This window comes from Acinetobacter sp. AHP123 (genome assembly GCF_023757925.1).
In the GTDB taxonomy this organism is placed as follows: domain Bacteria; phylum Pseudomonadota; class Gammaproteobacteria; order Pseudomonadales; family Moraxellaceae; genus Acinetobacter; species Acinetobacter oleivorans.
Map to the genome: position 1 here is coordinate 1,314,599 of NZ_CP092454.1, position 21,729 is coordinate 1,336,327.

Below are 21,729 nucleotides of genomic sequence, written 5' to 3' on the forward strand. Positions count from 1 at the left end.
GGATTTAAACGTGTCAAATGCTACAAAATTCGGCAAAGTTGCCGTGCTATTTGGTGGGAAATCGGCTGAGCGTGCTGTGTCTTTAGATAGTGGTCAGGCAGTTCTGGACGCTTTATTGCGTTCAGGTGTTCAGGCTGAAGCATTTGATCCGCAAGACCGCAGTGTGACTGAACTTGTAAATTATGATCGTGCATTTATTGTGTTGCATGGTCGTGGCGGTGAAGATGGCCAGATTCAAGGCGTGCTTGAATGGTTAAATTTGCCTTATACAGGAACTGGTGTGCAAGGTTCTGCGATTGGCATGGATAAAGTCAAAACCAAGCAAATCTGGCAAGGTAGCGATTTACCTACAGCGCCATATCGCATTATTACTAAAGAAACAGATTTAGATGCGGTGATTGCTGAGTTAGGCTTACCTGTCATTATCAAACCTGTACATGAAGGCTCAAGTGTCGGCATGAGTAAGGTTGAGAAAGCAGAAGATTTTGCAGCTGCAATTGAGAAGGCGACTCAGCACGATGCTGTTGTGATGGCAGAAAAGTGGATCACAGGTCGTGAATTCACAATCTCATTCCTAAATGGTCAGCCTTTACCTGTTATTCGTTTACAGCCACCAGCAGATGTTGCTTTCTACGACTACGAAGCGAAATATCAACGTAATGATGTAGAGTATGGTATTCCTTGCGGTCTAAGTGAGACAGAAGAGAAGAACCTACAAGCATTGTGCTTACGTGCTTTTCAGGCAGTTGGTGCAGAAAGCTGGGGCCGTATTGATGCGATGCAGGATGAGCAGGGTAATTTCTGGCTTTTAGAAGTAAATACTGTGCCAGGTATGACCAGCCACTCTTTAGTTCCAAAAGCTGCGAAAGCTGTTGGCTATAGTTTTGATGAATTGTGTGTTGCCATTCTTGAGCAAACATTGGAAGGTACGGCTTAAATATGGCACAACTTCCGGCTTCCATGCGCCGTAAACGTGCGGCCATCACCTCTATTCATGATAAACCACCTACACGTAAGCAGAAGCTTGCAAATGCTGGTGGATGGGTGCTGTTGGTTATTGCTTTTGTAGTGCTGGCAGTCGGAATTTATGGGCTATATAAAGTTATTACAGATGCAACAGTTGCAAAGCTAGAAGTTGTGGGGTCGACGTCTTCAGTTGAAACCCAACAAGTGATGCAGCATGTTGCTCCAATTATAAAAGCGAATTATTTCACATCTGATTTAGAACAGATTCGTGATAAGACATTGGAAATTTCGTGGGTAGACCGAGTTGTCGTTTCTCGTGCTTGGCCCAATGGTATTCGTGTTCGTGTCATGCCTAGACATGCCATCGCCCGTTGGGGAACAGGTCGCTTGTTAAGCGATGGAGGCGATGTATTCAGTGAGGCAGAGCCGACAATTCATCCTGAGCTTCCGTTACTCCATGGTCCGGTGAGCCAGTCGAAAATGATGATGCGACGCTATAATGAAATCAATCAATTATTCCACCCTGCCAATTTGCGTCTAAAAGAGTTATATCTGACGGAGCGAATGACTTGGTTTATGCAGTTTGACTCAGGTTTACGAATTATTGTTGACCAAGATCAAACAATGAATAAGTTGCAACGTTTAAGCCATCTGGCACAATCTGACTTAAAACCGGTGTGGTCGAAAATCTCAGCCATTGATTTGCGATATCGTAATGGATTATCTATTCAATGGAAGAACGCAACACCACCTAAAATTGTGAATGGTCAGTTTGTTGTAACGATTGATGACACAAGCATTGCAGGTGGAACAAAAGCAAAGCCATAATACGTGGCTTTAAAATAGGCAATTTGCCTGGTATTAAACAACAAAGAAATGGTATGAGTGATGAATGAAGCTGTTCCCTCAGTTGTTGCGATTGACATTGGGACGCATAAAGTTTCAGTTTTGATTGGAAAAATTCATGCGCCGGATAACATTCAAGTTATCGGTATGGCAACTGCTCGCAATCGTGGCATGAATAAAGGAAAAATCGTAAGCCTCGATAAAGTTATCGCTGCGATTAAAAATGCTGTCGCTGAAGCGGAAAATATGGCCGAATGTCGCATTCATAGCGCATGGGTATCGATTCCGAGTACCGAGTTGCAAAGTTTTTATGCCTCTGGCCGCACACCAGTTGCTAATCCAGCACATGTTATTACAACAAATGAAGTCGTGCGCGCGTTAGAATTGGCAAAAGCAAGTCATGTGACTTCTGATTACTATTTAGCAAGTGCAGTGCCGTTAGGCTTTGAATTAGGTGATTCTGCTGAATGGGTGCAGAATCCAATTAACATGACTGCCCATAGTATGACCGGACATTATCAGTTAATGATGATGCCAATTGCGACTATGCAAAACCTTGATCGCGCTATGAAAGGTGCAAATATCGGGGTTGAAAAAATGGTGGTATCTTGTCTGGCAACCGCTGAGGCAAGCTTACTTAAAGATGAAAAAGAGTATGGTGTTTGTCTGGTCGATATTGGCGCAGGCATTACCAATCTTGCCGTTTATCTAGATGGACGTTTGGCTCTGGCACGTACATTGCAACGCGGTGGTGAACACGTTACGCGTGATATTGCTGCTGTATTGCAAACTACGACAGAAGAAGCTGAACGTATTAAAATTCTGTATGGTTGTGTTGATTTAAGTGCTGTAAAGCCAGATCACATGATTCAGGTAGAAGGAATTGACGGCCCTCAAACTATTAGTCGAATTGAGTTGTCAGAAATTATTATTGCCCGCTATGAAGAGATCTTTAGCCAGATTCGCGATGAGCTTGAAAACAGCGGTGCAATTCATGGTTTATATCATGGTGTAGTGTTGACAGGGGATGCTTGTCAAATCGAAGGTATGGTGAGTTTGGCTCGCCGTATGTTGGGGGTATCTGCCCATTTGGGTAATCCGCCGTTACAGGTTTATGCTGATGATCAACATCAAGCAGCATTACGTCGTTCGATGTATGCAACAGCAGCTGGTTTGCTCATGTTTAGCCAAAGTGAGTTGCAAGAAGCTGTTGAAGAGCCTGAAGAGGCAAATGACCGTTCGGTATGGGAGCGAATGGTAAATGGCTGGAATGCATTTAATAGCAAGCTAAAAGCCATTTTTTAGGATGTATGGATTTATTGGTAGAATTGTTAGGAAGTTGTAAGAGAAAACCACTGTACTTGACAAGGTTTGTATTGCACAGCATTCTTAAAATTAGTTATTTTTGAAAATCAAGGCAGTATACGGGCTGAAGTGACTGCCATAATGTATTAGGAACCCTAAAGGTCATGGCCTCATTTGAATTTATAGAAGATGAACTAAACGATGGCAACGGTCAAGCCCGTTTCACTGTATTTGGTGTAGGTGGTGGTGGCGGTAATGCCGTTCAACATATGGTGCAGTCTGATATTCAAGGTGTTAAATTCGTTTGTGCCAATACAGACAAACAAGCACTAGACTGTATGAATGCACCTTTCAAAATTCAGTTAGGCGAGCAAAGTACGCGTGGTTTAGGTGCTGGTGCTAACCCTGAAGTTGGTCAAGTTGCAGCAGAAGAAAGCCGTGAAATTATTCGTCACCATCTTGAAGGTACGGATATGGTGTTCGTTACCGCTGGTATGGGTGGTGGTACGGGTACGGGCGCGGCTCCTGTCGTGGCTGAAGTTGCCAAAGAAATGGGTATTTTGACCGTTGGTGTTGTAACAACCCCATTTAACTTTGAAGGCCGTCGCCGTTTAAAATCTGCTGAACGCGGTATTGAAGCGCTTGAAGCACATGTTGATTCATTGATTATTATCCCTAACCAACGCTTACTCAGCGTATATGGTGATATTTCAATGAAAGATGCTTATAAAAAAGCTGATGATGTATTGTTAAACGCTGTACGTAGTATCTTTGACCTTGTTGTAAACCGTGGTCACATTAACCTTGACTTCGCCGATTTGAAAACTGCAATGAGTACTCGTGGTTACGCAATGATGGGTGCTGGTTTAGGTCGTGGTGAAGATCGTGCACGTCAAGCAGCTGAACAGGCTATTCGTAGTCCATTGCTTGATAACGTAAATATTATCAATGCTAAAGGTGTGTTGATTAACATTACTGGCGGTGATGATATTACTCTACGTGAAACAGAAATCATTACTGATGTCGTGAACCAGATTGTTGACCTTGATGAAGGTGAAATTTTCTACGGTACAGTATTTGATCCAGATGCGCGTGATGAATTGCGTGTAACAGTGATTGCGACTGGTTTAACTCGTAATGCAGCAGATGCAGAGCCGAGAAAACGTAATACAGTAAGTCATGCATCAACTCAATCAGCTCAATCTGTTGATGAAGATGACGTTCCTGCTATTAATAAGCGTCAAAACGTAGACAATGAAGTGAGTAGCAACGCAAGTTCTTCTCCGCGTTCTTCTCCGATGAGTATTCAAGATTACTTGAAAAATCAGCAACGTAAGTAAAAAATTATTAAATTTAAAAAAAGGCAGTGTTTAAACACTGCCTTTTTTTGTTTTTGATCAATGACTAAATATGCTAACGTATAGCGGTTTTAAAAAAGAAGTTACAAAGCATGGTGAAACAACGTACTCTCAATCGTGTGGTAAAAGCGAGTGGAATAGGTCTTCATAGCGGTCAAAAAGTGATGATCAATTTCATTCCACATACCGCGGATGGAGGTATTGTATTTCGTCGTATCGATTTAGATCCGCCCGTTGAAATCCATGCGAATGCTTTACTCATTCAAGAAGCTTTCATGTGTTCCAATTTAGTGATTGGAGATATAAAAGTTGGAACGATTGAGCATGTAATGAGCGCAATTGCAGGCTTAGGAATTGATAACCTTATTGTTGAGGTATCTGCGTCCGAAGTTCCGATTATGGATGGAAGCGCCGGCCCATTTATTTACCTATTAATGCAAGGTGGATTACGTGAGCTGGATGCGCCGAAAAAATTTATAAGAATATTAAAACCAGTTGAAGCATTAATAGATGATAAAAAAGCGATTTTTAGCCCGCATAATGGTTTTCAGTTAAATTTTACGATTGATTTTGACCATCCGGCATTTGCTAAAGAATATCAATCTGCCACTATCGACTTTTCTACTGAAACTTTTGTATATGAAGTCAGTGAAGCTCGTACTTTTGGTTTTATGAAAGATCTAGATTACCTCAAAGCAAATAACTTAGCCTTGGGTGCAAGTTTAGATAATGCCATTGGTGTAGATGACACAGGTGTTGTGAACGAAGAAGGCTTACGTTTCGCTGACGAATTTGTGAGACATAAGATTTTGGATGCAGTAGGTGATTTGTATTTACTTGGTCATCAAATTATTGCCAAGTTTGATGGCTATAAATCGGGACATGCTTTAAATAATCAGTTGTTACGCAATGTTCAAAGTGATCCGAGTAATTATGAAATTGTAACATTTAATGACGAGAATGAATGTCCAATTCCATATGTCAGTGTGACATAAGTCATTGTCTTTACTTGGCTACGTTATATTGTAACGTTTCAAAGTGTGATTATTATCACATAATAAGAACGATTCTAATTAAGAAATAGAAAGCTCATCATTTTTTATTGCTTGCCAAACGTAGTAAAGCTTGGCTAAGCTTAGGGTCGCTCACAAAGTCGGCTGCACTACGTAACATTTCTTGTGTTTCCGGGGGGATGGGTTTAGATGGCTCAGATGAGGGTATATTGGGAGGGTTTTTATTTCTCAAGCGAACCTGAATTCTTTGTAAGTCTTTTAACCCTTCAAGTTGAGATAATTTAGATACATATTGGTTCTGTAAGTAACTGAGTTGACTAATCATCGCCTGATTTTCACCAGTAATGATTAAAGAACCATTTTGATAACACACGACCTGCCATTGTTCCGGTTGGGGCAATAAGGGTTGGATTATTTTCGTAAGTCTTTGCCATTGCGCGACTTGCGTTGTTAGAAACGTAAGGTTTCCTGTTTTTATGTGTTTTCCGGTTTGTTGAAAAACGTTATCGGGTTTAGACATGGGTCATTCTCGGATAGATTCTTGTCTTCATCTTAAGCGTTCATTTCGATTGATATCAAGGAAGAGATCATAAGGAACTTGAGTAAGAACAGTTTCAAGAGGTTTTTATGCACACGCGTCGTATTTTATTAGCGTTTTCACTTGCCGCTTCGGCAGCATCAGTTGCTTTTGCAGATTATCAAACAATTAACCAATCTACTGATTCAGATCGATTGGAACAACTATCAAAAACATTATCTCAAGGTTCATACACCCATCCTGATGATTTAGATCTTCCGGCGAGTGCGAAAGTTTCAGTGACCTTACGCCAAAAAACGGTTGAGCTCAACAATGAATCGCTCGCAAAAAAATATGGCAATACGAGTGCAAAGAATTCTTTTAATGCCTCTTCTTCAAATGCTTACTCTTGGTTAGTTTCTCACCCTCTTCCTGATACTGTACGAGTTTCTTCAAACTTCGGTGGTCGTACAATGAGTGGTCGTGCCGAACATCATGGTGGTTTAGATATGGCTGCTCCGAGTGGCACGCCAATCTATGCAACAGGCCCAGGTATTGTAACGAAATCTGGCTGGGGCACTGGCTATGGTCAATATGTTGAAATTAACCATGGTAATGGGTACTTAACACGCTATGCTCATGCTTCGCGCTTAATGGTACGTGTAGGCGACCAAGTATCTGCAGGTGAACATATTGCCAATGTAGGCTGTACTGGTCGCTGTACTGGCCCACATTTGCACTACGAAGTAGTAAAAGATGGTCAACGTAAGAATCCAACGACTTACTTGGCGATGCTTCCTTAAAAGCATGGTTAAAAAGTTAAGGTTATTAAATTTATGAATCTGAAATTAGCCTAAACCTTTTTTAACGTAAGGATTGTATAAAAAAACGCCATTATTGGCGTTTTTTTGTTATTTTGTTTAATGCTCGGTCAATGACTATTCATTCAGAAAATAATAGGCCCCCCTCACATTCACCCGTGGCAATAACTAGAGAGGGGTAAAACGTGGTAAAAATACAAAGTAGATTAAAGAACAAGGAACAGGTGAATTATGGCGTTTTACGGTGACTCCGATGCACAAGAAACCCAAGAGTGGCAAGATGCATTCGATTCAGTTTTACAACATATGGGAACTGAGCGCGCAGCATTCTTATTGGAAAAACTTTACCAACAAGCAATTGCTAAGCATGTTCCAATTCAACGTCTCAATACACCTTACTTAAATACAATTTCTGTTGAAGAACAACCTGCAATGCCAGGCGACCAAGATATGGAACGCCGTATTCGTGCATTGATTCGTTGGAATGCCTTAGCAATGGTACTTCGTGCGAATAAAACAGGTGATGATTTAGGTGGACACTTGGCGAGCTTCGCATCAAGTGCAACATTATATGACGTAGGTTTTAACCATTTCTTCCGCGCAAATAGCGATAACTTTGGCGGAGATATGATTTATTACCAAGGACACTGTGCTCCTGGTATTTATGCACGTTCATTCCTTGAAGGACGTTTAACTGAAGAACAGTTAAGTAATTTCCGCCGTGAAGTTGGCGGTAACGGTTTACCAAGCTATCCACATCCATATTTAATGCCGGACTATTGGCAATTCCCAACTGTATCAATGGGTCTTGGTCCAATCATGTCGATTTATCAAGCGCACATTCAAAAATATTTGATGAACCGTGGCTTGATCAAAGAAGAAAATCGTAAAGTCTGGGCTTATCTTGGCGATGGTGAGATGGATGAACCAGAAAGTACTGGTGCAATTTCACTTGCTGGTCGTGAAAAACTTGATAACTTGATCTGGGTTGTTAACTGTAACTTACAGCGTCTAGATGGTCCTGTACGTGGTAACGGTAAAATCATTCAAGAATTAGAATCTTTATTCCGTGGTGCGGGCTGGCGTGTCATTAAAGTAGTATGGGGCCGTCATTGGGATCCGCTACTTGCAAAAGACAACACAGGCGCTTTAAAAGCGGTAATGGAAGAAACTGTTGATGGTGAATACCAACGCTATCAAGTGAAAGGTGGAGCATATACACGTGAGAAATTCTTTGGCAAGTACCCAGAAGCTGCGGAACTTGTAAAAGATTTAAGCGATGAAGACATCGATAATCTCAACCGTGGTGGCCATGACCCTTACAAAGTTTTTGCAGCCTATGCAGAAGCAATGAAAGCCAAAGGTCAACCAACAGTTATTCTTGCGAAAACTGTTAAAGGTTATGGTTTGTCTGAAGAAATTGAAGCGGTGAACAAAACTCACCAAATCAAAAAAATGCAGATCGACTCTTTAAAATATGTACGTGACCGTTTTAACCTGCCATTTACAGATGATAAGTTAGAAGAGCTTCCATTCTATCGCCCGAGTGAAAACTCTCCAGAAATGAAGTACATGAAAGCGCGTCGTGAAGCGTTAGGTGGTTACCTGCCAGCACGTCGTCGTGAGAGTGAAATTTTAGCGATTCCTGAATTATCTGTATTTGATGCAGTATTAAACGGTTCAGGTGGTAAAGAGCAATCTACTACGATGGTGATGGTTCGTTTAATTGCTGCTTTACTTAAAGAAAAAGCAATTAAAGACCGCGTAGTGCCAATCGTTCCAGATGAAGCACGTACATTTGGTTTAGAAGGTATGTTCCGTCAGCTTGGTATTTATGCTGCTCACGGTCAGAAATATACTCCAGAAGACCAAGAGCAATTAATGCATTACCGTGAAGCAAGTGATGGTCACATGCTTCAAGAAGGGATTAACGAAGCTGGTGCGATGAGCGCATGGGCTGCGTTGGCAACAAGTTATTCAACTAATAACTTGCCAATGATTCCAATGTACATGTACTACTCAATGTTTGGTTTCCAACGTATTGGTGATATTGCATGGGCTGCGGGCGATGCACAAGCTCAAGGTTTCTTGTTAGGTGCAACTGCTGGTCGTACCACATTGAACGGTGAAGGTTTACAGCACCAAGATGGTCATTCACATATCTTGGCGAACACGATTCCAAACTGTGTATCTTATGATCCATGTTTTGGTTACGAATTAGCTGTAATCGTACATGACGGTTTACAACGTATGTATGTGAACCAAGAGCGTGTGTTCTATTACTTAACTGTAATGAACGAAAACTACGAGCATCCTGCAATGCCAGAAGGCGCTGAGGAAGGCATTAAACGTGGTATGTACTTGTTCGAAAAAGATGAAAAAGCAACTGTTCAATTACTTGGTTCAGGTGTAATTCTTCGTGAAGTGATCAAAGCTGCGAAAATCTTACGTGATGAATACCAAATCCATTCAAACGTTTGGAGTGTAACAAGCTTCAATGAGTTGTCGCGTGATGGTATGGCATGTGAAGAATACAACCGCTTACACCCACTTACTGAAGAAGTGAAAGAGTCTTGGGTATCTAAACAATTACGCGGTACAGAAGGTATTGTTGTTTCGGCAACAGACCATATGCGTGCGTATAGCGAACAAATCCGTGCTTATCTTCCAGATGGTCGCCCATTTGTTGCATTGGGTACAGATGGTTATGGTCGCTCAGATACACGTGCTAACTTGCGTAGTTTCTTTGGTGTTGATGCTGCACATATCGTTGTTGCTACTTTGAAAAAATTAGCTGACGAAGGTGAAGTAGATGCACGTTTAGTTAAAGATGCAATTTCTAACTTTGAGTTAGATACTGATCGTCCAGTGGCATGGGCTCCACAAGCACATCCAGAAGTTCAGGCAGTTGCTGAATACCATGAAACGCAAACAGGTGAGGGGAACTAAGCATGCAAATTAAGACCCCTGATATTGGTGTAGATAAAGCAGTTGTTGCCGAAATTTTGGTAAAAGTTGGTGACAGCATTGCTGAAAATGACAGCCTTGTTCTGCTTGAGTCAGATAAAGCCTCTGTTGAAGTGCCTAGCACTTCAGCAGGTGTTGTAAAAAGCATCTTAATCAAGGAAGGCGATAGCGTAACTGAAGGTACGGTATTGTTTGAACTTGAAGCTGAGGGTGCTGCACCTGTAGCTCAAGCAGAAGAAGTGGCAAAACCTGCACCAGCAGCTGAAAAAGAAGCACCTGCTGCAGCGCCACAAGTTGCTGCACAACCAGCAGCTGCAACCACTAGCCAAGTGGTTGAAGTTCAAGTTCCTGACATTGGTGTTGAAAAAGCACTTGTTGGTGAAATTTTAGTAAAAGTTGGCGAACAAATCGATGTTGAGCAAAGCATCGTTGTTGTTGAATCTGACAAAGCAACTGTAGAAGTACCAAGTAGTGTTGCTGGTACTGTAGAAAGCATTCAAGTTAAAGAAGGCGATACAGTTAAAGAAGGTGTTGTGCTCATTAAAGTGAAAACAACATCTGCATCAAATGCGCCAGTTGAAGCTCCTGCTTCTACAGCAGCTCCAGCGGCAGCGCCTGCACCAGTTCAACAAGAAACTGTAGCTGCGGCTGCTACTCAATCTGGACCAGTTGATATTAACGTTCCTGATTTGGGTGTAGACAAAGCAGTTGTTGCTGAAATTTTGGTACAAGTTGGCGATAAAGTTGATGTAGACCAAAGCCTTGTTGTGGTTGAGTCAGATAAAGCGACTGTTGAAGTACCAAGTACTGTTGCGGGCGTTGTGAAAGCGATTCACTTGCAAGCAGGCCAACAGGTTTCACAAGGTATATTGCTTGCAACAATTGAAGCTGAAGGCCAAGCTCCTGCTGCTGCACCAGCGGCAAAAGCAGAAGTAGCTCCAGCTCCACAGGCAGCAGCACCTAAAGTGGCAGCTCCTGCTCCGACTCAGGCTGTATCTGCTCCAGCATCTGGTAGTGACAAGTTAACCAAAGAGCAAGAAGCCGAAAACGCTAAAGTATATGCAGGTCCTGCTGTACGTAAGCTTGCTCGTGAACTTGGTGTGATTTTGTCACAAGTTAAAACTTCTGGTGAGCATGGCCGTGTTGTTAAAGAAGATATCTTTGCTTATGTGAAGACTCGTTTAACTGCGCCACAAGCTGCACCAGTTGCTGCGGCTGCACCAGCTGTTTCGGGTTTGCCAAAGCTTCCTGACTTCACTGCGTTTGGTGGCGTGGAAGAAAAAGTACTGACGCGTTTGCAGCAAGTATCAATTCCGCAATTGTCATTGAACAACTTTATTCCGCAAGTCACCCAGTTTGATTTGGCTGACATTACTGAGTTAGAAGATTGGCGTAATGAGCTAAAAGGCAACTTCAAAAAAGAAGGTATCAGCCTGACGATTATGGCATTCATTATCAAAGCAGTTGCGTATTTGTTAAAAGAAGAGCGTGAGTTCGCAGGTCATCTATCTGATGACGGTAAATCAGTGCTCTTACGCAATGAAATCCATATGGGAATTGCGGTAGCAACACCTGATGGTTTAACTGTGCCAGTACTTCGTAACCCAGACCAAAAATCAATTAAGCAAATCGCAGTTGAATTGGGTGTGTTAGGTCAAAAAGCACGTGATAAGAAATTAACACCGAAAGACTTACAAGGTGCGAATTTCACCATTTCAAGTTTAGGCGCAATTGGTGGTACAGCATTTACACCACTTGTAAACTGGCCACAAGTTGCGATTTTGGGTATTTCACCTGCAACGATGCAACCAGTTTGGAATGGTAAAGACTTTGATCCACGCTTAATGTTGCCGTTGTCGTTGTCTTATGACCATCGTGTAATTAATGGTGCCGATGCCGCTCGATTTACCAATAAACTTACGAAACTTCTTAAAGATATTCGTACTTTATTAATCTAATATTTTGAAATGAATCATTAAAACCTCGCTTCGGCGGGGTTTTATTTTGGTATTTAATTTAATTGATTTTAGGTTAATCTAAAGATTAAGAAGGAGTGATCGAGAGAGGAAAAATTTCTCGTTTTAGGTAAAGGAGAAATAATAGATGGCGGGTTTTTTAAAAATCATGTTGCCGATTCTTTTGGTTGTATTTTTATTGATGGGATTATGGGTCAGTTTTTTGCACTTTCCTTGGGAGTGGATGACCTACGTTGCAATCGGTTTGGAAGTATTTGTGGCAACGCTTATTTTGCCATTTGAATTTCAATCCCAACATATAGCTGGTATTAACAATTTTGGTTTTATTAACTTAAGTATCTGTTTAGCTTTACTATTAGGCTTAGGGCGGCTGTTAATATGGGCATGGATAAAATTTTTTGTTTGAAAAATAGAACTGCTCGAATATAATGAGCACATACTTCATTGGGGAGTAGCCGCTATTCATTTCTGAATGAATAGGTGATGATCAACATAATTGTTCAACAGAACATGGTCATCATAGCTTAAACGTCTCATCGTTTCCGAGTTGGCAAGACCTTTGATTTACCACTCTGCAGATATTTGGCTAGCAGGAGCGGTAGGTCATGGGCATTTATGCTAGCCAGAGAAACGACATGCAAGAATTTCTGATTTCTACCTCGATTGTTGCCCTTGCTGAAATGGGCGATAAAACTCAATTGTTGGCCCTTTTACTGTCTGCACGTTTCCGTAAGCCAATCCCTATTCTGATTGCGATTCTTTTAGCCACTTTAATTAACCATGGTATCTCTGCTGTGCTTGGGCAGTGGATTACAACCGTGTTGAGTCCTGAAATCTTAGTTTGGGTACTTGCGGGTGGTTTCATTGGTATGGCGTTCTGGATGCTTATTCCAGATAAGCTAGATGATGAAACAGATAGCATTAACAGATGGCAAAAATTTGGTGTTTTTGGTGCAACCTTTATCCTGTTTTTCTTAGCAGAAATTGGTGACAAAACTCAGATTGCGACAGTTGCTTTAGCTGCACGTTACGATAGCATTTTCTGGGTGATGCTAGGCACAACCTTAGGGATGATGATTGCCAATGCTCCAGCTGTATTTATTGGTAATAAATTAGCTGAACGTTTATCTATCTCTCTCATTCATAAAATTGGCGCTGCAATTTTCTTAATTGTAGGTATCTCTACTTTAGTGCAGCATTATTTCTTCTAAAGCATTTAAAGCTGCCATAAAAAACGCACTCAATTCGAGTGCGTTTTTTTGTAGGTCATTTTAGTAGTTAAATTTCACTGTGAAGTTAATTTGGCGTGGGTTGCCGAGCGTCACCAAATTCTCGTTCAGCGCACCTGCATAGTAATCTTTATCAAATAAATTACGGATTGCGAGTTGAGCACCCCAATGTCCAGCATCATAGCCAGCTTCAGTGTCAAAGACTGTATAGCCTGGGATGTGGACATCTAAGCCATCGACAGTTTTATAGGTTTCACCACGGAATCCACCGCCAACATACCAGCCAAGTTTTGATGTTGGATCAAATTTATAGCGCGCTGACAAGCTATAAGCATGCTCAGGAATATTATCGAGCGCTTTTCCTACATTGCTTGAGTTTGCATCTTTACTAATTTCAGCATCAATGGTGTAAGTATATGCAGCGGTTAATTTTAAGCCTTCTAAAATTTCTGCGCTGAGCTCAGTTTCAATACCACGTGTTAACTGTTCGCCACGCTGAGCTTTATAGCCACTATTCGCAGTATCAGTGACTAAAACATTTTGACGTTTTAAATCATACCAAGCGATAGCACCTTGAACTCGTTGATCAGGGCTTTGTAATTTCATTCCGACTTCAACCTGTTTTCCTTCTTCAGGTTTGAACGGATTGTTATTTACATCAGTACCACTGTTAGGTGTAAATGAAGTGGCATAGCTGACATAAGGGGCAACAATGTCATTAAGGGTATACATGACAGAGGCGCTACCCGTAAATGCATTGTCTGATTGTTTACTCGCACTACTTGTAACTAAGCTTGTGCTTTGGGTTTGTGCCCAGTCTTGGCGTCCAGACAAGCTTAAAAGCCATTGGTCATTAAGTTGAATGCGGTCACGTAAATAGAGGCCCAAATATTTGAGACGATTAATATCCCGAACATTTTGTTTCAATGTCACGTTTTGACCATAAACGGGGTCATAGATATTTAAATTACCAATATCGTATTTATCATTGGTGTAGTCACTTTTTTCCTGAAAAGCATCTACGCCAATATTAATGTCGTGCTGCATGCCATATAAATCAAACTGTTTGTTTAAACGGTTATCGATGGCGAAACTTAAGTTATCAATCACTTGATGCCGACTATTATTAGCTCGGTTAATGGTTGTATAAGATGAGTCTGCCCAAAACTTTTTAGTTTGAGCAAAAACCGCAGTGCCATCCATTTCGGTTTTTTGGACGGCAAAATTCTGGTTAAAGTTCCAGCCATTATCAAAGGCATGTTTAAACGTATAACCAGTGCGGTAAACATCTGCTTCATATTTACCAAAATTAGGATCGCCAATATATAAACTTCGGTCTATGGCGCCGTTAGGATTGTCTTTTAATGTGCCAATTACAGGCAAGCCTTGCTGACGAATATATTCACGATGCTGATAGCTTGCGATTACAGAGAGGTCAGTTTTATCACCTAAGTCGAAGTTGTAAGAAGGCGAGATATAGTAATTTTTAAAATACACATAATCTGTCGGGTCATGTTGGTCAGAGATGCGGCCATTTAAACGAAAAGCACCTTTTTCACTATTATTAGGGCTATAGTTTAAATCGAATGTACCTTCTTTTAAGTTATAGCTGCCATAAGTCATGCTAGCACGTGCAAAGTTTTCTGCTTCAGGTCGTTTAGTGACTAAATTGACCATACCACCTGGTGCAACCAAACCGAAATTAATAGAGGCAGGGCCTTTTAAGACTTGGACCTGATCCATGCCTGATAGTTCAGTGGCAACATAAGTATTTTGTCCAACTCTTAAACCATCTACGTAAACCGAATCAGAAGAGGTCTGCCCTCGAATAACAAAATCATCCCAACCACGACGACCAAGTTTTCCAGCTTCAACACCTGCAACACCTTCAAGTGCATCTGCTAGAGTTCTAGCTTGTTTCTGGTCGAGCTGTTCACGAGTCACCACAGAAACCGATTGAGCCGTCTTAAATAAGGGTGCATCTGATTTTAAGGCAGAACTTGCTTTTGTTGCGACATAGGCAGAGCTGGGTTCTTTTTGCGCCTGAATAGAAATTGTGGGTAGCACATTGGTCGAATTCTGTTTTTCTGCTGTTTCATCAGCATAACTTGCTGTCATTAAGCTAAAAATAGCAACTGCTAATAATGTTTTAGAGCTTGAAAAATAAGGTGCTTGGTTCATGGGAGGTCTAGACAGCGCAAAAGACAAAGTGATAATGAGAATTATTTTAATTTATTGCATGTGAATTTTAAATAACATTATGATTCATTTATAAAATAAGAAAAGCAAAAGCTATTTTAAAATATTATGAGAAAAATAAAGCAATTCATTGCAAGAGTTAACGAATCCCTTTATTTTAGTATGGATATAAAAATATCTAATATTTAAAGTTTTTTTGGGGAATTGTATGGGGTTTGAAAAAACAACATCGCAGATATTATTTGATAATGGCGTACATAAATGTATTAGTTTTACCAGTTTGGTCAAAGGGGAAGGTATCCAAGCCAATCAATTTTTAATTATTGATCATGAGCGTGCTGCTGTAATCGATCCGGGTGGCGATTTGACCTATGTTCCATTAACGATGGAATTAAATAAATATACACGTTTGAAAAATCTGGACTATGTGATGGCTTCGCATCAGGATCCAGATATTATTACTTCAATGCCACGCTGGTTAGTCTATACCGACGCTAAAGTGGTGGCGTCAAAATTATGGGCACGTTTTCTACCGCACCTAAATTCCTCATTTATGAGTGAGCGTATGAAAGGGAATTGGGAAGACCGTCTTATTGAATTACCTGACCGTGGCCAAGTGATTCAATTGGGGGAATCAAAGTTAGTTGTAGTTCCTGCCCATTTTCTACATTCGGTCGGTAATTTTCAGTTTTATGATCCAGTCGCTAAAATTTTATTTTCTGGCGATATGGGAGCTTCGATTGTTGAGGATGCTAACCAACCTTTAACAGATTTCGATACGCATGTTCTAAAAATGAAAGCTTTTCACCAACGCTATATGTGTTCCAATAAGGTTATTCGTTTATGGGTAAACATGGTCCGCCAGATGGACATTGAAATGATTGTTCCACAGCATGGCAGTCCATTTATTGGCAAAGAAATGATTAATCAGTTTTTGGACTGGATTGAGGTTTTACCTTGTGGTGTCGACTTGATGACAGAACAAGTTTTTAGTTGTCCTGCCTAAATATGATGTCTAATGATCAACCCAGATAAAATTCTGGGTTGCAAAAACATGGGTTAAAAAATAACGTTAAAACGATAATAAGTGGGAATTATTTAGAGCAGCTCTACATCTATTGCTGAAAAAGGCAAAGATAATATGAAAATTGCATTGAAATTTGTTTATAATAGCTCACGGAATTTACCAGTGAGATTGTTATGCTGACCATCGTTCAAGAAGCGCTAACCTTCGATGATGTCTTATTACTTCCTGCCTACTCTACTGTTCTCCCAAAAGATGTCTCTTTAAAGACACGTTTAACTCGCGGCATTCATTTAAATATCCCATTAGTTTCAGCTGCAATGGATACAGTGACTGAGTCACGTATGGCGATTGCGATGTCACAAAATGGTGGTATCGGGATTTTGCACAAAAACATGGATATTGCTGCTCAAGCTGCAGAAGTACGCCGTGTAAAGAAATTCGAAGCGGGTATGGTGAAAGACCCTATCACTGTAACGCCTGAAACTACAGTACGTGAACTGATTGCAATTACCACTGCTAATAACATTAGCGGTGTACCTGTTGTTAAAGACGGCAAGGTTGTTGGTATTGTGACAGGCCGTGATACGCGTTTTGAAACCAATTTAGAACAACCTGTTAGCAACATCATGACAGGCCAAGATCGTTTAGTCACTGTGCGTGAAGGCGAGTCTAAAGAAAATATTCAAGCATTATTGCAAAAACACCGTATTGAAAAAGTCTTGGTCGTTGGCGAGAGCAACGAACTTAAAGGCTTAATTACAGTGACTGACTTCCGCAAAGCTGAGAGCTATCCAAACAGTTGTAAAGATGATCTTGGTCGCTTACGTGTTGGTGCTGCGGTAGGTACAGGTGCTGATACACCAAGTCGTGTGGAAGCATTGGTTGAAGCTGGTGTTGACGTAATCGTTGTTGATACAGCACACGGTCATTCAGCTGGTGTAATTGAACGTGTACGTTGGGTGAAACAAAACTTCCCTCAAGTACAAGTGATTGGTGGAAACATTGCAACTGGTGATGCTGCATTAGCATTATTAGATGCAGGTGCAGATGCTGTAAAAGTAGGTATTGGTCCTGGTTCTATCTGTACAACACGTATTGTGGCAGGTATTGGTATGCCACAAATTTCTGCGATTGACAGCGTTGCTAACGCACTAAAAGATCAAATTCCTTTAATTGCAGATGGTGGTATCCGCTTCTCTGGCGATATGGCAAAAGCGATTGGTGCGGGTGCAAGCACGATCATGGTTGGTTCACTTCTAGCTGGTACTGAAGAAGCGCCTGGCGAAGTTGAGTTTTTCCAAGGTCGTTACTACAAAGCATACCGTGGTATGGGCTCATTAGGTGCAATGGCGGGAGCAACTGGTTCTGCTGACCGTTATTTCCAAGATTCAAAAGCGGGTGCTGAGAAGTTAGTACCAGAAGGAATCGAAGGCCGTGTTCCATATAAAGGCCCAATGGGTAACATCGTTCATCAAATGATGGGTGGTTTACGTTCATCGATGGGTTATACCGGTTCAGCTGTGATTGAAGATCTTCGCCAAAATGCGAAATTTGTGAAAATTACTTCAGCAGGTATGTCTGAGTCACATGTTCACGATGTAACGATTACTAAAGAAGCTCCAAACTATCGTGTTGGTTAGATTTTGGTAACCAAAACAATGAAGAAAGCCGTCATTACACTGACGGCTTTTTGTTTTTGGTGTAAAGTAAAACTGAAGAAAAGAAATATGGCGGAATTGCCATATATGAAGTGAGCCACCGCTGAAGTGGCGTAAGAATGAGATAAGCTATGAGTTATTTTGGAACGGATGGTATTCGTGGAAAATTTGGGCAAATGCCTATTACTCCAGAGTTTGCTTTAAAACTCGGTTTTGCTGCAGGGAAGGTATTAAAACGAACGAGTCAAAAAAATAAACCACTCGTTGTATTAGGAAAAGACACTCGTTTATCTGGTTACATTTTAGAATCTGCTTTGCAGGCGGGCTTAAATGCTGCTGGCGTATATGTTCATTTACTTGGTCCACTACCAACACCAGCAATTGCACATCTGACTCGTGCTTTGCATGCACATGCAGGTATTGTTATTTCTGCATCACATAATCCATATTATGATAATGGGATTAAATTCTTCTCAAGTGAAGGCAAAAAATTACCGGATTCATTACAAGAAGAAATTAACCGCGAATTAGAAAAAGATTTATTCATTGAGGACACTGCAAACTTAGGTAAAAGTGTTCGTGTAAATGATGCAAATGGTCGCTATATCGAATTCTGTAAATCTACATTCCCTTACCACTTTGATTTAAATAATTTAAAGATTGTGTTGGACTGTGCTCATGGCGCGGCATATAGCGTTGGGCCTTCAGTTTTCCGTGAGCTAGGGGCAAAAGTTGTTGCTTTATATAATGAACCAGATGGCTTAAATATTAATGAAGGCTGTGGTTCAACACATCCTGAACACTTACAAAAAGCAGTGGTTGAGCAAGAAGCAGATTTAGGTATTGCCTTTGATGGCGATGCTGACCGTGTTGTGATGGTTGATAAGTTTGGTAACTTAATTGATGGTGACCATATCTTATATATTTTGGCGACTCAGGCGCAAAATAAGCCAGCGGGTATTGTTGGTACTGTCATGAGTAATATGGCACTTGAAGTTGCATTTGAAAAAGCAAATGTTAATTTTGTTCGTGCAAAAGTCGGTGACCGCTATGTACTACAGGCTTTAGAAGAAAATGGTTGGGTGATAGGTGGCGAACCTTCTGGTCATATTCTAACTTTAGACAAGAGCACGACTGGTGATGCCATTATCGCTGCTCTTCAAGTTTTAACTGTGATGGTCGAGCAAAACAAGGCTCTTCATGAATTGGTTCAAGACTTTAAATTATTCCCACAAGTTCTTTTGAATGTACGTTTAGAACAAATGCTTGATCCATATTCTATTCCAGCATTGGTAACTGAATTTGATAAAGCTGAAGCACAGCTCAAAGGTCGTGGACGTATCTTGATTCGTAAGTCTGGAACAGAGCCTGTAATTCGTGTCATGGTTGAAGGTGACAATGAGCAAGAAGTGAATGCTTTAGCTCAGCATTTAGCAGATTCAGTTCGTTCACAAGCACAAGTCGCATAAGGTGCATGACATGAGTGATGTCATCAAAGATCTAAGTGAATTACGCTTGAGCTATGAGCAAGGCGAGTTGTATGAGGGGCAGGTTGACTCTAACCCTCATCAGCAGTTTCTTGGTTGGTTTAACCATGCTCTAGCAGCCAATCTGCATGAACCCTATGCCATGTCATTAGCAACAGCAAGTGCAAATGGCAGACCCCATGTTCGAACAGTATTGTTACGTGGGGCCACAGAAGCTGGTTATGATTTTTATACGAATTATGACAGTCAGAAAGGTATTGATTTGGCAGAAAATCCTTATGCCGAATTATTATTTTACTGGCCAAGTCTAGAGCGTCAGGTGAGAGTTGGTGGTCATGTAGTTAAAATTGCTGAGCAAGAATCTACAGATTACTATCTTAAACGACCACGTGATAGCCAGATTGCAGCGCATATCAGTACTCCCCAAAGTGGTAAAATTGAAAGCCGAGAGCTGTTACAGCAACGTTTTCAAGATTTACAACAGCAAGTTGAAAGCCGTGAAGTGCTTGATAAGCCAGAGTTTTGGGGCGGTTATCGTCTGCAACCAGATTATTTTGAATTCTGGCAAGGGCGACCAAATCGTTTACATGACCGCTTGAGTTATGAAAAAATCGACGGTCAATGGACGCTGCACCGACTGATGCCTTAAATGACAAAAATACAAATCAAACAAAGACCTTTATTGACACGCCCTGAACAGTTTCAGGGCGTGCCTCCGTTTATTGCCGAGATTTTGGCAAGGCGTGGAGTACAATCTGAGCAGGAATTAGAGCTAAAACTTAAGAATTTACTTGCTCCTCAGCTCAAAGGATTAGAAACTGCTGTGGCATTAATAGATCAAGCTATTGATGCACAGAAAAAGATTGTTATTGTTGGCGACTATGATGCTGACGGTGCAACCAGCACAGCGTTAATGGTATTGGTGCTTCGCGATATGGGAGCACAAGTCGACTATTTAGTTCCAGACCGATTTAAATACGGATATGGGCTTACCCCCGCAATTGCAGAGCTTGCACATCAAACTTATCAGCCCGATTTATTAATTACAGTTGATAATGGAATTTCCAGCCATGCTGGGGTTGATACAGCCCATGCGCTGGGTATGCAAGTTATTATTACCGATCACCACTTAACAACAAAAGAAACGCCTCTAGCAGAAGCGGTGGTTAATCCAAATCAGTTAGGCTGTGATTTTCCAAGTAAGGCGCTTGCTGGTGTTGGTGTTGCATTTTATGTGCTGGCCAATTTGGCAAGTTTACGTAGCAGACAAGATAAAAGCACAAGTAAAGTCACTCAATATCTAGATTTAGTCGCTTTGGGAACTTATGCGGATGTTGCTGTATTAGATTATAACAACCGCATTTTAGTGGATGCAGGCGTGAAGCGCATTCAGCAACATCAATGTCGAGTTGGAATATTGGCACTGTTGGATATTGCTGGCCGAGAGGCGTCGTCTTTGCGTGCACAAGATCTAGGTTTTGTTTTAGGTCCGCGTATTAATGCTGCTGGGCGTATGGAGAGCATGCGAATCGGTATAGAGTGTTTATTAGCAGACTCTATGGAAACAGCTTACCCGATTGCTCAACAATTAAATCAGTTGAATATAGAGCGGCGACAAATTGAAGGAGAGATGAAGCAACAAGCTTTATCTGCTTTAGATAGCTTGCAACTCTCAAAAGAAGATATTCCCCCAGCTCTGGTGCTGTTCGAAGAAAACTGGCATCAAGGCGTGATTGGGATTGTCGCAGGGCGTTTAAAAGAACAGTTCCATCGCCCAGCTATTGTCTTTGCACCAGATGAAGATGGTGTCCATATTAAAGGATCTGCACGTTCAATTGATGGTGTGCACATTCGAGATATGATTGAACAGGTTGCTGAACAACATCCTGAATTGGTGAGCCATTTTGGTGGACATGCGGCGGCGGCAGGTTTAACGATACGTAAAGAAAATTTTGATGCTTTTAAAACAGTGTTTACTACCTGTGTTGCAGCTATGGAAGAGTCTTTGTTTCAAGCAACGCTATGGACGGATGGGGAATTACCAGCTTCGGCTTTGCAACTAGACACATTGGACTGGATAGAGCAGCTTGGACCATGGGGGCAAAAATTCCCATTTCCTCAGTTTGAAGGACATTTTAAAGTTGTCGATTATCGCTGGCTTAAAGAAACACATCTAAAACTTAGATTGGCTCTTGATCAATATACTTTTGATGCGATTGCTTTTAATGCCGCTGGACGCTTTGAATTTAATCCTATGCGAGATGAAGTTCATTTGGTCTATGAGATTGACCGTAATGTATTTAAGGGTAATGTAAATTTACAATTGCGTATTGTGCATTTAAACCAATAAAAAATCCGCT

Annotated in this window: 17 protein-coding genes and 1 riboswitch; of the genes, 15 read left to right on the forward strand and 2 right to left on the reverse strand. The window is 41.2% G+C overall.

Going from position 1 to position 21,729, the window contains the following annotated elements; genetic code table 11:
- Positions 1-10: 10 nt before the first annotated feature.
- The 5 genes from MJX77_RS06245 (at position 11) to lpxC (ending at position 5,470) form a co-directional block, all read left to right on the forward strand.
- Positions 11-937, forward strand: coding sequence for a D-alanine--D-alanine ligase (locus MJX77_RS06245; RefSeq protein ID WP_005300616.1), 927 nt, complete (start codon positions 11-13; stop codon positions 935-937).
- 2 nt (positions 938-939) lie between these two features.
- Positions 940-1,794: a cell division protein FtsQ/DivIB gene (locus MJX77_RS06250; protein ID WP_005300619.1), complete on the forward strand. Its 855-nt coding sequence runs from the start codon at positions 940-942 to the stop codon at positions 1,792-1,794.
- Positions 1,795-1,854: 60 nt separating this feature from the next.
- Positions 1,855-3,117, forward strand: coding sequence for a cell division protein FtsA (ftsA, locus tag MJX77_RS06255; protein ID WP_004790064.1), 1,263 nt, complete (start codon positions 1,855-1,857; stop codon positions 3,115-3,117).
- Positions 3,118-3,281: 164 nt separating this feature from the next.
- Positions 3,282-4,457 carry a cell division protein FtsZ gene (gene ftsZ, locus MJX77_RS06260; RefSeq protein WP_252060878.1) on the forward strand — a complete coding sequence of 392 codons (1,176 nt, stop codon included), beginning with the start codon at positions 3,282-3,284 and terminating at the stop codon, positions 4,455-4,457.
- Positions 4,458-4,567: 110 nt separating this feature from the next.
- Positions 4,568-5,470, forward strand: coding sequence for a UDP-3-O-acyl-N-acetylglucosamine deacetylase (gene lpxC, locus MJX77_RS06265; protein WP_004790060.1), 903 nt, complete (start codon positions 4,568-4,570; stop codon positions 5,468-5,470).
- A 97-nt stretch (positions 5,471-5,567) separates the two neighbouring features.
- Here lpxC and MJX77_RS06270 read toward each other — a convergent pair whose 3' ends face one another.
- Positions 5,568-6,008 (reverse strand): DciA family protein, encoded by a 441-nt coding sequence (locus MJX77_RS06270; protein ID WP_252060880.1) that lies wholly within the window; start codon positions 6,006-6,008, stop codon positions 5,568-5,570.
- A 107-nt stretch (positions 6,009-6,115) separates the two neighbouring features.
- Here MJX77_RS06270 and MJX77_RS06275 point away from each other — a divergent pair, with 107 nt between their 5' ends.
- The 5 genes from MJX77_RS06275 (at position 6,116) to MJX77_RS06295 (ending at position 12,980) form a co-directional block, all read left to right on the forward strand.
- Positions 6,116-6,808: a M23 family metallopeptidase gene (locus MJX77_RS06275; RefSeq protein WP_005300632.1), complete on the forward strand. Its 693-nt coding sequence runs from the start codon at positions 6,116-6,118 to the stop codon at positions 6,806-6,808.
- A gap of 249 nt (positions 6,809-7,057) precedes the next feature.
- Positions 7,058-9,775, forward strand: coding sequence for a pyruvate dehydrogenase (acetyl-transferring), homodimeric type (gene aceE / locus MJX77_RS06280; protein ID WP_252060884.1), 2,718 nt, complete (start codon positions 7,058-7,060; stop codon positions 9,773-9,775).
- 2 nt (positions 9,776-9,777) lie between these two features.
- A complete protein-coding gene (locus tag MJX77_RS06285; RefSeq protein ID WP_252060887.1) occupies positions 9,778-11,751 on the forward strand; it encodes a 2-oxo acid dehydrogenase subunit E2 in 1,974 nt (657 codons plus the stop codon).
- 145 nt (positions 11,752-11,896) lie between these two features.
- On the forward strand, positions 11,897-12,175 hold the full coding sequence (locus MJX77_RS06290) for a hypothetical protein (RefSeq protein ID WP_252060890.1): 279 nt from the start codon (positions 11,897-11,899) through the stop codon (positions 12,173-12,175).
- A gap of 28 nt (positions 12,176-12,203) precedes the next feature.
- Positions 12,204-12,389, forward strand: a riboswitch (yybP-ykoY riboswitch).
- Positions 12,390-12,404: 15 nt separating this feature from the next.
- Positions 12,405-12,980, forward strand: a complete 576-nt coding sequence (locus MJX77_RS06295; RefSeq protein WP_013196598.1) for a TMEM165/GDT1 family protein — start codon at positions 12,405-12,407, stop codon at positions 12,978-12,980.
- A gap of 60 nt (positions 12,981-13,040) precedes the next feature.
- On the opposite strand, the gene MJX77_RS06300 is transcribed toward MJX77_RS06295, so the two are convergent.
- Entirely contained in the window at positions 13,041-15,179 is a 2,139-nt protein-coding gene (locus MJX77_RS06300) for a TonB-dependent siderophore receptor (protein ID WP_252060891.1), read from the reverse strand.
- A gap of 226 nt (positions 15,180-15,405) precedes the next feature.
- On the opposite strand from MJX77_RS06300, the gene MJX77_RS06305 reads away from it, so the two are divergent.
- The 5 genes from MJX77_RS06305 to recJ all read left to right on the forward strand — a co-directional run bounded on the left by MJX77_RS06305 (position 15,406) and on the right by recJ (position 21,719).
- Positions 15,406-16,203 carry an oxygen-binding di-iron domain-containing protein gene (locus MJX77_RS06305; protein ID WP_060465086.1) on the forward strand — a complete coding sequence of 266 codons (798 nt, stop codon included), beginning with the start codon at positions 15,406-15,408 and terminating at the stop codon, positions 16,201-16,203.
- A 194-nt stretch (positions 16,204-16,397) separates the two neighbouring features.
- Positions 16,398-17,864 (forward strand): IMP dehydrogenase, encoded by a 1,467-nt coding sequence (gene guaB / locus MJX77_RS06310; RefSeq protein ID WP_016139870.1) that lies wholly within the window; start codon positions 16,398-16,400, stop codon positions 17,862-17,864.
- A 149-nt stretch (positions 17,865-18,013) separates the two neighbouring features.
- Entirely contained in the window at positions 18,014-19,351 is a 1,338-nt protein-coding gene (gene glmM / locus MJX77_RS06315; RefSeq protein ID WP_252060894.1) for a phosphoglucosamine mutase, read from the forward strand.
- Positions 19,352-19,361: 10 nt separating this feature from the next.
- The gene (gene pdxH, locus MJX77_RS06320; RefSeq protein WP_252060898.1) at positions 19,362-20,018 is read left to right on the forward strand and encodes a pyridoxamine 5'-phosphate oxidase; all 657 of its coding nucleotides are present in this window, start codon (positions 19,362-19,364) and stop codon (positions 20,016-20,018) included.
- Positions 20,019-21,719, forward strand: a complete 1,701-nt coding sequence (recJ, locus tag MJX77_RS06325; RefSeq protein ID WP_252060901.1) for a single-stranded-DNA-specific exonuclease RecJ — start codon at positions 20,019-20,021, stop codon at positions 21,717-21,719.
- The last annotated feature ends 10 nt before the right edge of the window (positions 21,720-21,729 follow it).

Excerpts from the sequence above, each read along its gene's own strand:
- aceE (WP_252060884.1), top strand. The coding sequence starts at position 7,058 with ATGGCGTTTTACGGTGACTCCGATGCACAAGAAACCCAAGAGTGGCAA.
- lpxC (WP_004790060.1), top strand. The coding sequence starts at position 4,568 with ATGGTGAAACAACGTACTCTCAATCGTGTGGTAAAAGCGAGTGGAATA.
- glmM (WP_252060894.1), top strand. The coding sequence starts at position 18,014 with ATGAGTTATTTTGGAACGGATGGTATTCGTGGAAAATTTGGGCAAATG.
- MJX77_RS06275 (WP_005300632.1), top strand. The coding sequence starts at position 6,116 with ATGCACACGCGTCGTATTTTATTAGCGTTTTCACTTGCCGCTTCGGCA.
- MJX77_RS06270 (WP_252060880.1), bottom strand. The coding sequence starts at position 6,008 with ATGTCTAAACCCGATAACGTTTTTCAACAAACCGGAAAACACATAAAA.
- guaB (WP_016139870.1), top strand. The coding sequence starts at position 16,398 with ATGCTGACCATCGTTCAAGAAGCGCTAACCTTCGATGATGTCTTATTA.
- ftsZ (WP_252060878.1), top strand. The coding sequence starts at position 3,282 with ATGGCCTCATTTGAATTTATAGAAGATGAACTAAACGATGGCAACGGT.
- MJX77_RS06305 (WP_060465086.1), top strand. The coding sequence starts at position 15,406 with ATGGGGTTTGAAAAAACAACATCGCAGATATTATTTGATAATGGCGTA.
- recJ (WP_252060901.1), top strand. The coding sequence starts at position 20,019 with ATGACAAAAATACAAATCAAACAAAGACCTTTATTGACACGCCCTGAA.
- MJX77_RS06250 (WP_005300619.1), top strand. The coding sequence starts at position 940 with ATGGCACAACTTCCGGCTTCCATGCGCCGTAAACGTGCGGCCATCACC.
- MJX77_RS06295 (WP_013196598.1), top strand. The coding sequence starts at position 12,405 with ATGCAAGAATTTCTGATTTCTACCTCGATTGTTGCCCTTGCTGAAATG.
- MJX77_RS06300 (WP_252060891.1), bottom strand. The coding sequence starts at position 15,179 with ATGAACCAAGCACCTTATTTTTCAAGCTCTAAAACATTATTAGCAGTT.
- ftsA (WP_004790064.1), top strand. The coding sequence starts at position 1,855 with ATGAATGAAGCTGTTCCCTCAGTTGTTGCGATTGACATTGGGACGCAT.
- MJX77_RS06285 (WP_252060887.1), top strand. The coding sequence starts at position 9,778 with ATGCAAATTAAGACCCCTGATATTGGTGTAGATAAAGCAGTTGTTGCC.
- pdxH (WP_252060898.1), top strand. The coding sequence starts at position 19,362 with ATGAGTGATGTCATCAAAGATCTAAGTGAATTACGCTTGAGCTATGAG.
- MJX77_RS06290 (WP_252060890.1), top strand. The coding sequence starts at position 11,897 with ATGGCGGGTTTTTTAAAAATCATGTTGCCGATTCTTTTGGTTGTATTT.